The organism is Arthrobacter sp. B1805 (assembly GCF_002929745.1).
Lineage (GTDB): Bacteria > Actinomycetota > Actinomycetes > Actinomycetales > Micrococcaceae > Arthrobacter_D.
In genome coordinates, this window is record NZ_PJIQ01000017.1 from 1 (window position 1) to 13,098 (window position 13,098).

Sequence of the window (13,098 nt, forward strand, 5' to 3'; positions counted from 1 at the left end):
TCAGACATCTCCACTAAGCCCGGAGGTTCTCCCCTTTCACAAGACCGGAAACGCCACCAACCTCATGGCCGGGTACAACTAGTCGGGTCCTACCACTGCTCGGACTGGACGCTGGAGCGTCCTGCTCCGGCTCCTGCACCCTTGGCACGGGGCTTCCGATTGGCGTCGCCCGTGAAGCGGGTGTCGCCGTCGCGCTTGGGGAAGTCCTTCTTGAAGGGCTTCTTGAACTCTCCTGCGCCGCGGTTGCCCGCAGGCTTGCGCCCCTTGTCGAGCTCGAGGTGGATGAGCTCTCCGCCGATGCGCGTCTTGGAGAGTGCGCGCAGCTGATCGGTCGAGAGGTCCGCCGGCAGTTCCACCAGGCTGTGATCGGCGCGGATGTCGATGCCGCCGATCTGCGAGGAGGACAGGCCGCCCTCGTTGGCGATGGCGCCGACGATCGAGCCCGGCATCACGCGCTGGCGACGGCCGACCGCGATGCGGTAGGTGGCGTTGCCCTCGGTGAGCGTGCGCGTCGGGCCACGCGACCCGAAGGCATCCTTGCGTCCCTCGGCACGCTCGCGCTGCCCGGCAGGAGCGACCGGGATGTCCTGCACGAGGATCGGCTGGCCACCCTGCGCCATGACGGCGAGTGCAGCAGCGACCTCGTTGGCCGGCACGTTGTGCTCACGCTCGTAGGTGGCGATGAGGTCGCGGAACAGTGCGACATCCTTGCCGGCCAGCGTCTGCGTGATCTTGTCCGCGAACTTGCTGAGGCGCAGCTCGTTGATCTTCTCCGTGGAGGGCAGCTGCATCTGCTCGACCGGCTGGCGCGTGGCCTTCTCGATCGAACGCAGCAGGTACTTCTCACGGGGAGTGATGAAGAGGATCGCGTCACCCGAACGGCCCGCGCGGCCGGTGCGGCCGATCCGGTGCACATAGGACTCGGTGTCATTCGGGATGTCGTAGTTCACGACGAGCGAGATGCGCTCCACGTCGAGGCCACGGGCTGCGACGTCCGTCGCCACGAGGATGTCGATCTTGCCGTCGCGCAGTGCCTCGACCGTGCGCTCACGCTGCTGCTGCGGGATGTCTCCGTTGATGGCTGCGGCCGAGAAGCCCCGTGAACGCAACTTGTCCGCCAGGTCTTCGGTAGCAGCCTTGGTGCGGACGAAGGCGATGATGCCGTCGTAGTCCTCCACCTCGAGGATGCGGGTCATCGCGTCCAGCTTGTGCGGGCCCATGACCTGCAGGTATCGCTGGCGGGTGTTGGTACCCGTCGTCGTCTTGCCCTTGACCGAGATCTCGGCCGGATCGTTCAGGTACTTCTTGGCGATGCGGCGGATGGCCGGAGGCATGGTCGCAGAGAACAGTGCAACCTGCTTCTCCGCGGGAGTCGAGGCGAGGATCTTCTCGACGTCCTCCGCGAAGCCCATGCGCAGCATCTCGTCGGCCTCGTCGAGCACGACGTACTCGAGGTTCGAGAGGTCGAGCGACCCCTTCTCGATGTGGTCGATCACGCGGCCGGGGGTACCCACGACGACCTGCGCGCCACGGCGGAGTCCGTTGAGCTGCGGTCCGTAGGGTGATCCGCCGTAGACGGGAAGGACGGTGAAGCCCTCCATGTGCTTGGCGTAGGAGGTGAAGGCGTCGGCGACCTGGAGCGCGAGCTCGCGGGTCGGTGCGAGCACCAGGACCTGGGTGTTCTTGCTGGGCCCACCGTTGACATCGGCCAGCTCGGCCATCTTGGACAGCGCGGGAACGGCGAACGCGGCGGTCTTGCCGGTTCCGGTCTGCGCCAGTCCGACGACGTCGCGGCCTTCCAGCAGCACGGGGATCGTCGCTGCCTGGATGGGAGAGGGCTTTTCGTAGCCGAGGTCGGTCAGCGCCGCGAGGATGCGGCCGTCGAGGTTGAGCTCGGTGAAGCGGATGTCCACGCCGTCGTCGTCGGACTGCGCTGCGGGGGCCGCGGCTACTGCTCCGGTGAGGGTGGAGTCGATGTTCTGCTCGGACAGGTTTTCAGGCACGGGAAATAATCCTCCAGGTAGGTGCCGGACGGCCCTGACAGGATGGAGCCCGCAGTGCCGAATGAACGTAGAAATCCGGCACTTTTTCAATCCCGAGGCCGAACTCCTCGCCACACGGGTTCACTGCGACAGCAGTGATGTGTGACTTTTCTTCTAGCCGGCGCTCCCTGATGAATCTGCTCGCGAGTCTGTGCTCCGAGCCCCAACACAACCTATCCGGCCCTGAAGGGCGGAAATAAAGGGAATACCGGTGTGGGGGATATATCCAGTCTACGTCATGCGCGGGCGGTCGCGCTCCAGGGAAGGCGTTGCAGGAGGTGACGTTCGGCACGTCAGGCCGGCGCTACCACCTTCAGTGCCTGGAGTGCTGACTTACGCACCTGCGGCGTGAGCGCGATCTGCCCCGACGCTCCGGCGTCGAGCAGGGCCTGCGCCTGCCCTTCATCGAGGCCTGCGTAGACCTGGGCAGCGGTGATCCCATGCTCCGGGGCGCTCACCACGCGGATGGTGTCACCTGCGCAGATACTGCCCCTCGTGACGACGCTCAGGTAGGTGCCCACGCGGTTGGCCTCGGCGAAGCGCCTCACCCACGAGCGCTCGCCCAGGTAGCGCGCGAAGTTCACGCACGGCGTGCGGGGCATGGTGACCTCGAGCACCACCTGATCACCCACGGCCCAGCGTTCGCCGATGACGGCGTGGGAGGCGTCGATCCCACCGACCCGGAGGTTCTCACCGAACAGGCCCGGCGTCACGTCACGGCCCAGCTGCTGCGTCCAGAAGTCCGCATCCTCCTGGGAGTACGCGTAGAGGGCCTTCGTGGGTCCACCGTGATGCTTCCTGCTGGCCTGGATGTCGCCGGTCAGCCCGAGCGCATGCACGTTCACTGCTCCCGCGACCGCACGCTTGTCGATTGCAGTGACACCGGTGGAGTCCTTGGTGGGCAGCAGTTCGTGCACGCGACAGACAGCGAGGAGGGTTCCAGTGGTCATGGCGACCATCCTATGCGTCGGCCTCCGCCTCCTTCCGGGTCAGGGCTGGAAGCGGTACCCCATGCCGCTCTCGGTGACGAAGTACCGGGGCGCGCCCGGGTCGCGTTCGAGTTTCTTGCGCAGCTGCGCCATGTACACGCGAAGATACTGGACGTCTTTCGCGTAGGCCGGGCCCCAGACGTCGAGCAGCAGCTGCTGCTGCGACACGAGCCGGCCCGGATGAGCGATCAGCCTGTCCACGATCTTCCATTCCGTCGGTGTCAGCCGGACATCCTGCCCGTTCCTGACGGCGCGCCGCGCGCCGGCGTCGAGCGTGAAATCCGGTGTCTCGATGACGGGGGCCTCCGCCTCGACGGCAGCACGTCGGCTGGCCGCGCGGAGGCGCGCCAACAGTTCGTCCAGTCCGAAGGGTTTCGTGACGTAGTCGTCGGCACCGGCGTCGAGGGCGTCGACCTTGTCCTGGGAACCGTGCCGGGCGGACAGCACGATGATGTGTACCTGCGACCAGCCGCGGATCCGCCGGATCACCTCGACGCCGTCGAGGTCCGGGAGACCGAGGTCCAACACGATGATGTCCGGGTGGTGCTCGGAGGCGGCGGCGAGGGCCGTCTCGCCGTCGACCGCAGTCACGCACTCGTAGCCGTAGGCGCGCAGGTTGATCTCAAGGGCGCGGAGGAGCTGCGGTTCGTCGTCCACGACCAGCACACGGATCACAGCTCCACGGCTCCCGTCGAGATCGGCAGCCGGATGACGAGTGTGAGTCCGCCGCCCGGCGTCTGTTCGGCGTCGAGCACGCCGCCCATCACCTCGGTGAAACCCTTCGCCACGGCGAGCCCCAGCCCGACGCCGGCACCCGACGGTGCGTCGTCCAGGCGCTGGAACGGGCGGAACATGACGGCGACGTCGTCCCGGGACACCCCGTGTCCGTGGTCGACGACCCTCAGCTCCGACGCCGGGAAGCCGTCGATGAGCGCCTTGCCCGTGCCACCCACGGATGCGGTGATCTCGACGGGAGAGTCCGGGGCGTACTTCACCGCGTTCTCGACGATGTTCGCGAGGACGCGCTCCAGCAGTCCGGGGTCGGCCTCGATGGCGGGCAGGTTCGGCGGGATGGACACCTGCACGCGGTCCTCCGCTACGTTCGCCAGGGCGGGCGTGACGACGTCTGCCCACGTGAGGGGGCGTAGGTGCGGATTGACGGCGTCCCCCGTGATGCGGGACATGTCGAGGAGGTTGTTGACGAGCGCGTCCAGCCGGTCGGAGTAGCTCTCGATGGTCTCGAGCAACTCGCCCTCGTCCTCCTTCGAGAAGGTCACGTCGGAGCGCCGCAGGCTGCTGACGGCGAGCTTGATCCCGGCGAGGGGGGTGCGGAGGTCGTGCGAGACCGAGCGCAGGATGGCCGTGCGCATGACGTTGCCCTCGATGAGCCTCCTGTTGGTGCGCGTGCTCGCGATCAGCTCCTGCCGCTGCAGCAATGACCGCAACTGACCGGCGAAGGCGGTGAGCAGTCCGCGCTCGCGTGCCGAGAGCTGGCGCCCGTAGAGGGCGAGGGAGACGTCTCCGTCCACCTGCTCGACGGCTGTCGCGCCGTCCAGGGTGAAACGGTCCGTGTCACGTCCGGGGTTCGGTTCCGTGACCGTCCGCCCGGAGTGCCCGCCTGCCTCCCGAGACCTTCGTGACTCCCGTGACTCCCGTGACTCCGCGATTCCGGGGTCGCGCGGACGCACCGCGAGCGAGCGGCGTTCCAGCCGGTGCCCGCCGGGCGACGTACCGGCATCCGGTTCGGCGTCGGTGCCGGACCCTGCTGGCCCGAACAGCGCGACGGCGTCGACGTCGAACTGGGCCTGGACGTGCTGCAGGAAACCCTGCAGCGTGTCCTCCTCGGCGAGCACGCCGCGCGCGAGTTCGCCGAGCAGTGCAGCTTCCTGCTGGGCCATGGCCGCTTCCCGGGAGCGTCGGGCGGACAGCCCGACGACGAGCGATACAACCACCGCCACCGTGATGAAGATCAGGACCGTCACGACGTTCTCGGCGTCGGAGATCGCGAGGGACCCGAATGGCTCCGTAGACGTGTAGTTCAGGATGATGCTGCTCCACAGCGCGGCCAGCAGAGCGGGCCACAGGCCACCGATCAGCGCCACGGCGATGACGCCCGCGATCTGGAAGAGCACGTCGATGGCGAGCAGCGAGGTGCCGACCGTGAACACGGCCGCCTCGAGCAGCGGCGGCAGCACCAGGGCGACGGCGCACCCGGCCGCGACCCGCACACGGCTGACAGGAGCCGCGAGGGTTCGCCGAGCTGCCGGCGACATCAGCGCGTCCGGTTCGCGGCGGTGTCTTCGTCGGCCGTTCCTGGCGTCCCCCGGAGGTCGTTCCCAGCCGGCAGGGGCCGCAGCGCGCGCGACAGGAGAACCCAGAAGACGGTGATGGCGAGCGCACAGAAGACGCCGGCACTGGAGGCCATGAGCCATCCGGTGGCGAGTTGTGAGTTGAGGTCCTCGGCGCCGAGGAGCACGCCGATGGTCTTCGGCGAATAGATGAATACCGCAAGGGTGACGACGAAGAGCACACCGGCTGTCCTCCGGTAGCCCCGCAGCTCGGCGGGAAGCCGCACCGCCTGACCGGCGAGGACCGCCAGCACGACAACGATCCACACCCAGTGGTGCGACCACGAGATCGGCGAGATCAGCAGCATGAGCAGGGCCGTCATGGCGATCGGGATGAAGCGGTCCCCCCGCCGTGCGGCGGCACGAATGATGAACACCGTCACGGCGACGAGCAGGAGCGAGAGGAGCAGCCAGGGCCCGGTGGAGGGGAAGCCGGGACCCATGAAGTGCAGGATGGCCCCGCGGATCGAGAGGTTGTCCACATAGCCTTCGCCGCCGATGCGGCCCGTGTCGCGCAGCATCTGCAGCCAGTAGGTTGCCGATTCGGCGGGAAGGAGGATGAATCCGACGGCGATGGTCCCGAAGAAACCGCCAGCCATGGTGAACAGGTGCTTCCACTCCCCCCGGACGAGGAAGTACAGACCGAAGACCAGCGGCGTCAGCTTGATACCGGCGGCGATACCGGTGAGCAGGCCGGTCGGCATGCGGCGGTGCGGTCCGGACAGGAGGTCGGCGGCGATCATGGCGAACAGCAGGATGTTGACCTGCGAGAAGGCCATGGTCTCGCGCCAGGGTCCGAGCAGGCACACCAGACCGGTGCCCGCGATGGCGAGCGGCAAGGCCCTGGGGTGCCTGAGGACGTCCCCGATCCTGTGGAATCCGCCGAGATAGCGCGTGATGAACAAGGACGTGATAGCGGCGATCAGCACCGACAGTCCGACGAAGAGGATGGCGCCCGTCTCGGCGCTGACGAGGGTCAGGACGGTGAAGGCCAGGGCGGCGAACGGCGGGTAGGTGAAGAGGAGCGAGCCCTTACCCTCGCCGAAGGCCCGGCTGTAGAGCGAGCCGTCGCCGTCGACCACCGACTGTCCCCCCATGCGGTACACCCGGAAGTCGAGCCCGATGAAGTCGGCCCAAGCGAACGCCCAGGCCATGAGTCCCGCTGCCACGAGAGCCGAGGCGACGAGGCCCAGCGCCCGGACCCGTGCCGGGGTGATGCGCTGGCTCATGCTTTCCTTCCGGAGGATTGGTGGTACCGACCTGGTACCCGGGAACGGCTCAACCAGTGTAGGCACGGCCCAGGTGAGGTCCTCGCGTGCCGATATGGTGGAAATCACCCCGTTCCCTGCGAAAGGCCGATGCACCGATGTCCTCCCCCAGCGGCACCACCCCGTCCGCTCCCGTCACAGCCATCACCAACGCGCACGTCGTCCCGATCGACGGGGAGCCCTTCGACGGCACCGTCGTCGTCGAGGACGGCCGCATCACGGCGCTCGGTGCCGACGTTCCCGTGCCCGACGGCGCGTCGGTCATCGACGCGGGCGGCAAGTGGCTGCTGCCCGGCTTCGTGGACGCCCACGTGCACCTCGGCACGCACGAGGAGGGCGAGGGCACGGCTGGTGACGACACCAACGAGATGACCGATCCCAACACGGCCGGTGTCCGGGCGATCGATGCGATCAATCCCTACGACCCCGGGTTCGACGACGCCCTCGCGGGTGGTGTCACGACCGTGAACGTGAACCCCGGATCCGGGAACCCCATCGGCGGGCTCGCCGTCGCCATCCACACGCACGGGCGCTACCTCGAGGAGATGGTGCTCCGCTCCCCCAGCGGGCTGAAGTCAGCACTCGGCGAGAACCCGAAGCGCGTCTACGGCGGAAAGGGCAAGACGCCGTCCACTCGTCTGGGCACCGCACTCGTGATCCGCGAGGCATTCATGAAGGCCCAGAACTACCTGGGCAAGGCCGAGGAGAACGCGCGGGACCCGCACCTCGAGGCACTCGCCATGGTGCTGCGCCGCGAGATCCCCTGGCGCCAGCACGCACACCGCGCCGACGACATCGCGACCGCCATCCGCATCGCCGACGAGTTCGGTTACGACCTCGTGCTCGATCACGGCACCGAGGCGCACCTGCTCGGCGACGTCCTGGCAGAGCGCGGGATTCCTGTCCTGATCGGGCCCCTCTTCACGACCAAGTCGAAGGTCGAGCTCCGCGGACGGTCCATCGCGAACCCGGGCAAGCTCGCGAGGGCCGGCGTCGAGATCTCGATCATCACCGACCACCCCGTCATCCCGATCAACTTCCTGGTCCACCAGGCCACCCTGGCGATCAAGGAGGGCCTCGACCGGGAGACGGCCCTGCGTTCAATCACCCTCAATCCGGCGAAGGTCCTCGGACTCGCGGACCGGCTCGGCTCCCTCGCCGTCGGCAAGGATGCGGACCTGGTGCTGTGGAGCGGTGACCCGCTCGATGTCATGCAGCGCGCCCTGCAGGTATGGATCGGCGGTACCGAGGTCTACTCCTACGACACCGAGACCCGCAGCGGCACTGTCGCTCCGCGGGGCTAGGAGCGCCCCGGTGCGTTCCCCCCAGAGCGCCCTACCGCCGCGGCCGTTTACACTGCGTGCCGCGCTCGTCCTGTGGCTCGTCATCGCGGTGCTGCTGCTCGTCGCGGCCGGCACGTTCCTCACGTCGGCGGCCGTGCAGGACCTCGACCGCGCCGGGTTCATCGGGCTCGGCGCGCTCTTCGGGGCGCTCGCCGTCCTCCAACTCGCCCTCCTGCTCCCGCTGCGTCGGGGCAGGAGGAGCGCCCGCGAGTTGCTGAGCACCGTCGGGATCATCGTCGGTGTGCCGATCATCGTGCGCGGGACCCCGGGGCTGTCCCTCATCGCGGGGGCGATGCTGGTCGCGGTGCTGCTGATGTGGCTGCCGCAGAGCAGCGACTTCTTCCAGCTGACCCAACCGAAGGCGAAGAAGCGCTTCCGGCTGCCGAAGCCCCGCTAGCGTTCCGCCGGGGGCGCGGGCGTTGCTCGCGCCCGGCGGGTCGCGGTCGTTCGCCCCGGGCCGGACCGCCGTCGTCCCCACGCAGCCGCGTCGCCGTCGTCCCCACGCAGCCGCGTCGCCGTCGACCCCACGCAGCCGCGTCGCCGTCGTCCCCACGCAGCCGGTCGCCGTCGTTCCCGGTCCTTGGCGCCGGCGTGCGTTGGCGGGCATCACGCCGCCGAGACGCCAGGTCGGGCGGGAACCGCGGGAACGACGGCGGGACGCCCTCCGCAACCGGTTGCTGGTGCGGCGTTATGCACGGCTTTCGTCCGCGAAGGGCGTGTTGCGCCAGGACACGCCGCGCCGAACGCCCGTCCCAGCCGGAAACGCGTGCGCGAAGCCGCTTCGCCGACCTGCTGGACGCGCGAAAGGCCCCTCCGGACGGAGGGGCCTTTCGCATGAGGGACAGGGACTAGCGCAGCGCCGAGATTGCCTGCTCGAGGTCGCCGATCAGGTCCTCAAGGTCCTCGATGCCCACCGACAGCCTGATGAGGTTCTCGGGGACGGCGAGTTCGGTGCCCTTGACCGAGGCATGCGTCATGTCCGACGGATAGTTCATGAGCGACTCGATGCCGCCCAGGGACTCCGCCAGCAGGAAGACGTGCGTCGACTCGGCGACCTTCTTGGCAGCGTCCGCCCCGCCCTTGAACGTCACGGAGATCATGCCGCCAAAGTCCTTCATCTGCGCCGCCGCGAGTTCGTGGCCAGGGTGGTCGGCCAGGCCCGGGTAGTACACGCGCTCGACCTCGTCCTGATCCTGCAGCCATCGCGCGATGGCCATGGCGTTCGAGGAGTGCCGATCCATCCGGACGCCCAGGGTCTTGAGCCCACGCGTGGTGAGCCAGGCCTCCATCGGTGCCGACACGGCACCGACCGCGAACTGGATGAACCCGATCTTCTCCGCGAGCTCGTCGTCGTTCACGACGACGGCCCCGCCGCTGGCGTCCGAGTGGCCGCCGATGTACTTGGTCGTCGAGTGCACGACGACGTCCGCACCGAACGTGAGCGGCTGCTGCAGGTAGGGCGAGGCGAAGGTGTTGTCGACGACGAGCAGGGCGCCGGCGTCGTGCGCCAGCTGGGCGGTCGCCGCGATGTCGGTGATCTTCATCATCGGGTTCGACGGCGTCTCGACCCACACCATCCTGGTGTTGTTCCCGGCGATGGCCGCCCGGACCGCCGCGGTGTCAGCCATGTCGACAGCCGAATTGGTGATGCCCCACTGGGACAGCACACGGTCGATCAGGCGGTAGGTGCCACCGTACGCGTCGTTGCCGAGGACGATGTGGTCCCCCGGACGCAGCGCGGCCCGGATGAGTGCGTCCTCCGCGGCGAGACCGGACGAGAAGCTGAAGGCGTGCTTGCCACCCTCGAGCGCGGCGATCTGCACCTGCAGGGAATCGCGCGTGGGGTTGGTGCCGCGCCCGTATTCGTAACCGTTGCGCAGCTTGCCGATGCCGTCCTGCGCGAACGTGGTGGTCTGGTACAGGGGCGGGATCACCGCACCCGTGGTGGGGTCGGGGGTCTGGCCTGCGTGGACGGCTCGGGTGTTGAAACCCTGGGCGTTCGAGTGCGTCACGATGCTCCTGGAATTCGCGGTGGTGATCTTACTTGCTCACATATGTCAGCAAGTCGTGGCGCGTAAGAATTCCCACGGGTGACCCGACGAACGTCACCATCAGCGTGTCGCTGTCCTGGAGCCGCTCGCGTGCCGTGCCGATGGACTCGAGCGACCCGATGAGCGGCAGCTTCTCGTCCATGTGCTGGGAGATCTGGTCCGTCATCTTCGCCTCACCGTGGAAGATCTTCGCGGTCAGGAAGCGCTCGTCGACCGATCCCAGAACCTCACCCATCTTGACCGGAGGCTCCTGCGACAGCACCGGGATGCTCGAGACGCCGTACTCGTTCATGATCGAGATGACATCGCGCACGGTCTCGGTGGGATGCGTGTGCACCAGCTCCGGGATGGATCCACTCTTGGCGCGCAGCACCTCGCCGACGCTGGCGTCATCGCCGCTGTCCATGAAGCCGTAGGACTTCATCCAGTCGTCGTTGAAGATCTTGCCGAGGTAGCCGCGCCCGCCGTCGGGCAGGAGGACCACGACGACGTCGTCCGCCGTCAGGTCCTTCGCGACGCGCAGGGCGGCGACGACGGCCATGCCGCAGGAGCCGCCGACGAGGAGCCCTTCCTCGCGGGCGAGGCGCCGGGTCATCTCGAAGCTCTCGGCGTCGGTGACGGCGTGGATCTCGTCCGGGATCGAGGGGTCGTAGGAGTCGGGCCACATGTCCTCGCCGACGCCCTCCACGAAGTAGGGGCGCCCGGTGCCGCCGGAGTAGATGGAGCCGTCCGGGTCTGCGCCGATGATGCGCACGGGCCCGCCCTCGCGGTCCGCGGACACCTCCTTCAGGTACCGACCCGTACCCGTGATGGTGCCGCCCGTGCCGACGCCGGTGACGAAGTGGGTGAGCTTGCCGTCGGTGTCGTTCCAGATCTCGGGGCCGGTGGTCTCGTAGTGGCTCAACGGCCCGTTCTGGTTGGAGAACTGGTCCGGCTTGTAGGCGCCCGGGATCTCGCGGACCAGGCGGTCGGAGACGCCGTAGTAGGACTGCGGGCTGTCGGGTGCGACCGCCGTCGGGGTGACGACGACCTCGGCGCCGTACGCCTTCAGGACGTTGCGCTTGTCTTCGCCGACCTTGTCGGGCACGACGAAGACGCACTTGTAGCCGCGCTGCTGCGCGACGAGGGCGAGCCCGACGCCGGTGTTGCCGGAGGTCGGCTCGACGATCGTGCCGCCGGGCTTGATCTTCCCCTCGGCCTCCGCGGCGTCGAGGATCTTCGCCGCGATACGGTCCTTCACCGACCCGCCCGGGTTGAGGTATTCGACCTTGGCGAGGACGGTGGCTGCGATGCCGTCGGTGACGGAGTTGAGCTTGACCAGCGGGGTGTTGCCGATCAGGTCAACGATGGAATTGGCATACTTCATGACTACAAAGTTACCGGCTGGTGCTTGCGCAGCCGTGCCGCCGTTACGTCGCGGGACGTGGAAGGCCCCCGGGGGACCGCTCGGAACGAGCACGTGGAGGCGAGGGCGGCGCCGGACGGTGGTCTTCGCGTCGACAGGTTCCAGATCGCGCGGTGAGCCCGGATCTGGGTGGAACGGGAACGACGGCGTCGCTCGGCGCGGCAATCGCGCAGGCCGTCAGCCGCTCGTCCCGCTGGCACGCCGATCCGCCCGGGATCACCAGGGGCAGCTGGTGCAGCGTGGCACCATGGATGCATGACCATCGCTCCCGCCGTCGTGCCCTCGGGCGCCGAGGCCACGGAGTGGATTCCGGACGGACCGTACACCTTGGCCGGCACCGTCCGCACGCTGCAGTGCGGGCCGCACGACCCGTCCTTCATCGTTCACGGCCCCGACCACTGGCTCGCCTTCCGGACCGTCGACGGCCCCGTCACGCTGGCCCTGAGGCAACGCGGCTCGTTGAACGACAGCCGTGTCCAGGCCACGGCGTGGGGACCGGGCGCGGCGCGGGCGCTCGAGTCCGTTCCGCGACTGCTCGGTGGCGACGACGACTGGAGTACGTTCGACAGCTCGGAGTTCCGTGCGACCCTGCCCGAGGTCGCCCGCAAGGGGAGGTACCTCAACCCCGGCCTGCGCCTGCCCTCGAGCGGCCGCATGCTCGACACCGTAGCCCGCGCGGTCCTCGAACAGAAGGTCACCGGCATCGAGGCCAAGCGCGCCTGGCGCTACCTGCTGACCCGGTACGGCGACCCGGCTCCCGGGGCGGGCACCTACGCTCCGTCAGGGCTCCGCCTTCCCCCGACCGCGGAGCAGTGGCGCCGCGTGCCCTCTTGGGACTGGCACAAGGCCGGGGTCGATTCCCACCGCTCGGCGACCATCCTCAAGGCAGCCCTCGTCGCCAGCGGCCTGGAACGCCTCGCGTCCCTGCCGGGAGGCGACGACGTCCGCGCCGGTTTGCGATCCGTTCCGGGCATCGGCGTCTGGACCGTCGCGGAAGTCGTCCAGCGGACCCACGGGTGCCCCGACTCGATCTCGATCGGCGACTACCACCTCGCTGCCTATATCGGGGCCGCACTCACGGGTCGGCGCACCGACGACGCCGGGATGATCGAACTGCTCAGGCCGTGGAAGGGGCAGCGCCAGCGCGTGGTGCGGTCCCTGTATGCGAGCGGTTTCCGCAAGCCGACCTTCGGCCCCCGCCTGTCCCCGGAGGACCATCGCCGGCGCTGACAGGAGCCGATATGACGCAACGAAGCGGCGCACGGAGGCGCCGCCGCTAGGGTTGGAGCATGAGCCACACCGTAGACGTCACAGCAGTGTTCACCCCCCTCGAGGGCGAGTTCTTCCGCGTGAAGCTCGCACTCGACATCGCCATCGAACAGGTGGTGCAGGAGCCGGGATGCATCCGGTACGAGATCACGGACGCGCAGGAGGACCGCATCGTGCTGACGGAGCAGTGGGAGTCCACCGAGCTCCTGGACGCGCACCTGCGCGGGCCCGCGGTACAGGATCTCGGCGAATCGCTGAGCGCGCTCCTGGCCAAGCCGGCCGAGGTCGTCCGCTCAGACCAGGCCGCCTGAACCCCGGCGGCATTCCCACCACGACGAAGCCCCGCACTCGAGGAGTGCGGGGCTTCTGCGCGCTGAAGGATC

At 68.5% G+C, this 13,098-nt stretch carries 11 protein-coding genes; 4 read left to right on the forward strand and 7 right to left on the reverse strand.

The window, feature by feature from the left end; genetic code table 11:
* Positions 1-89 precede the first annotated feature (89 nt).
* The 5 genes from CXQ96_RS15515 to CXQ96_RS15535 form a co-directional block, all read right to left on the reverse strand.
* Positions 90-1,913, reverse strand: coding sequence for a DEAD/DEAH box helicase (locus tag CXQ96_RS15515; RefSeq protein ID WP_258059158.1), 1,824 nt, complete (start codon positions 1,911-1,913; stop codon positions 90-92).
* A gap of 422 nt (positions 1,914-2,335) precedes the next feature.
* Positions 2,336-2,992, reverse strand: coding sequence for an MOSC domain-containing protein (locus tag CXQ96_RS15520; RefSeq protein WP_104118952.1), 657 nt, complete (start codon positions 2,990-2,992; stop codon positions 2,336-2,338).
* Positions 2,993-3,031: 39 nt separating this feature from the next.
* Entirely contained in the window at positions 3,032-3,706 is a 675-nt protein-coding gene (locus tag CXQ96_RS15525; protein WP_104118909.1) for a response regulator, read from the reverse strand.
* A complete protein-coding gene (locus CXQ96_RS15530) occupies positions 3,703-5,304 on the reverse strand; it encodes an ATP-binding protein (protein WP_181036501.1) in 1,602 nt (533 codons plus the stop codon). Before CXQ96_RS15530 ends, CXQ96_RS15525 begins: the two co-directional genes overlap by 4 nt.
* A complete protein-coding gene (locus tag CXQ96_RS15535) occupies positions 5,304-6,608 on the reverse strand; it encodes a glycosyltransferase 87 family protein (protein WP_104118911.1) in 1,305 nt (434 codons plus the stop codon). Before CXQ96_RS15535 ends, CXQ96_RS15530 begins: the two co-directional genes overlap by 1 nt.
* A 137-nt stretch (positions 6,609-6,745) precedes the next feature.
* Between CXQ96_RS15535 and CXQ96_RS15540 the strand changes: the two genes are divergently transcribed.
* Together CXQ96_RS15540 and CXQ96_RS15545 are read left to right on the forward strand one after the other, a co-directional pair.
* Positions 6,746-7,951: an amidohydrolase gene (locus CXQ96_RS15540; protein WP_104118912.1), complete on the forward strand. Its 1,206-nt coding sequence runs from the start codon at positions 6,746-6,748 to the stop codon at positions 7,949-7,951.
* Between the two features lie 10 nt (positions 7,952-7,961).
* Positions 7,962-8,387 (forward strand): hypothetical protein, encoded by a 426-nt coding sequence (locus CXQ96_RS15545; RefSeq protein ID WP_104118913.1) that lies wholly within the window; start codon positions 7,962-7,964, stop codon positions 8,385-8,387.
* 451 nt (positions 8,388-8,838) lie between these two features.
* On the opposite strand, the gene CXQ96_RS15550 is transcribed toward CXQ96_RS15545, so the two are convergent.
* Entirely contained in the window at positions 8,839-10,002 is a 1,164-nt protein-coding gene (locus CXQ96_RS15550; RefSeq protein ID WP_104118914.1) for a cystathionine gamma-synthase, read from the reverse strand.
* A 28-nt stretch (positions 10,003-10,030) separates the two neighbouring features.
* Positions 10,031-11,407, reverse strand: coding sequence for a cystathionine beta-synthase (locus CXQ96_RS15555; protein ID WP_104118915.1), 1,377 nt, complete (start codon positions 11,405-11,407; stop codon positions 10,031-10,033).
* Positions 11,408-11,701: 294 nt separating this feature from the next.
* Between CXQ96_RS15555 and CXQ96_RS15560 the strand changes: the two genes are divergently transcribed.
* On the forward strand, positions 11,702-12,676 hold the full coding sequence (locus CXQ96_RS15560) for a DNA-3-methyladenine glycosylase (protein WP_104118916.1): 975 nt from the start codon (positions 11,702-11,704) through the stop codon (positions 12,674-12,676).
* Between the two features lie 59 nt (positions 12,677-12,735).
* Positions 12,736-13,026: a putative quinol monooxygenase gene (locus CXQ96_RS15565; protein ID WP_104118917.1), complete on the forward strand. Its 291-nt coding sequence runs from the start codon at positions 12,736-12,738 to the stop codon at positions 13,024-13,026.
* The last annotated feature ends 72 nt before the right edge of the window (positions 13,027-13,098 follow it).

What these genes read in the sequence shown, in the direction of transcription:
- CXQ96_RS15565 (WP_104118917.1), top strand. Translation starts at nt 12,736, where the DNA reads ATGAGCCACACCGTAGACGTCACAGCAGTGTTCACCCCCCTCGAGGGC.
- CXQ96_RS15560 (WP_104118916.1), top strand. Translation starts at nt 11,702, where the DNA reads ATGACCATCGCTCCCGCCGTCGTGCCCTCGGGCGCCGAGGCCACGGAG.
- CXQ96_RS15530 (WP_181036501.1), bottom strand. Translation starts at nt 5,304, where the DNA reads ATGTCGCCGGCAGCTCGGCGAACCCTCGCGGCTCCTGTCAGCCGTGTG.
- CXQ96_RS15555 (WP_104118915.1), bottom strand. Translation starts at nt 11,407, where the DNA reads ATGAAGTATGCCAATTCCATCGTTGACCTGATCGGCAACACCCCGCTG.
- CXQ96_RS15540 (WP_104118912.1), top strand. Translation starts at nt 6,746, where the DNA reads ATGTCCTCCCCCAGCGGCACCACCCCGTCCGCTCCCGTCACAGCCATC.
- CXQ96_RS15520 (WP_104118952.1), bottom strand. Translation starts at nt 2,992, where the DNA reads ATGACCACTGGAACCCTCCTCGCTGTCTGTCGCGTGCACGAACTGCTG.
- CXQ96_RS15535 (WP_104118911.1), bottom strand. Translation starts at nt 6,608, where the DNA reads ATGAGCCAGCGCATCACCCCGGCACGGGTCCGGGCGCTGGGCCTCGTC.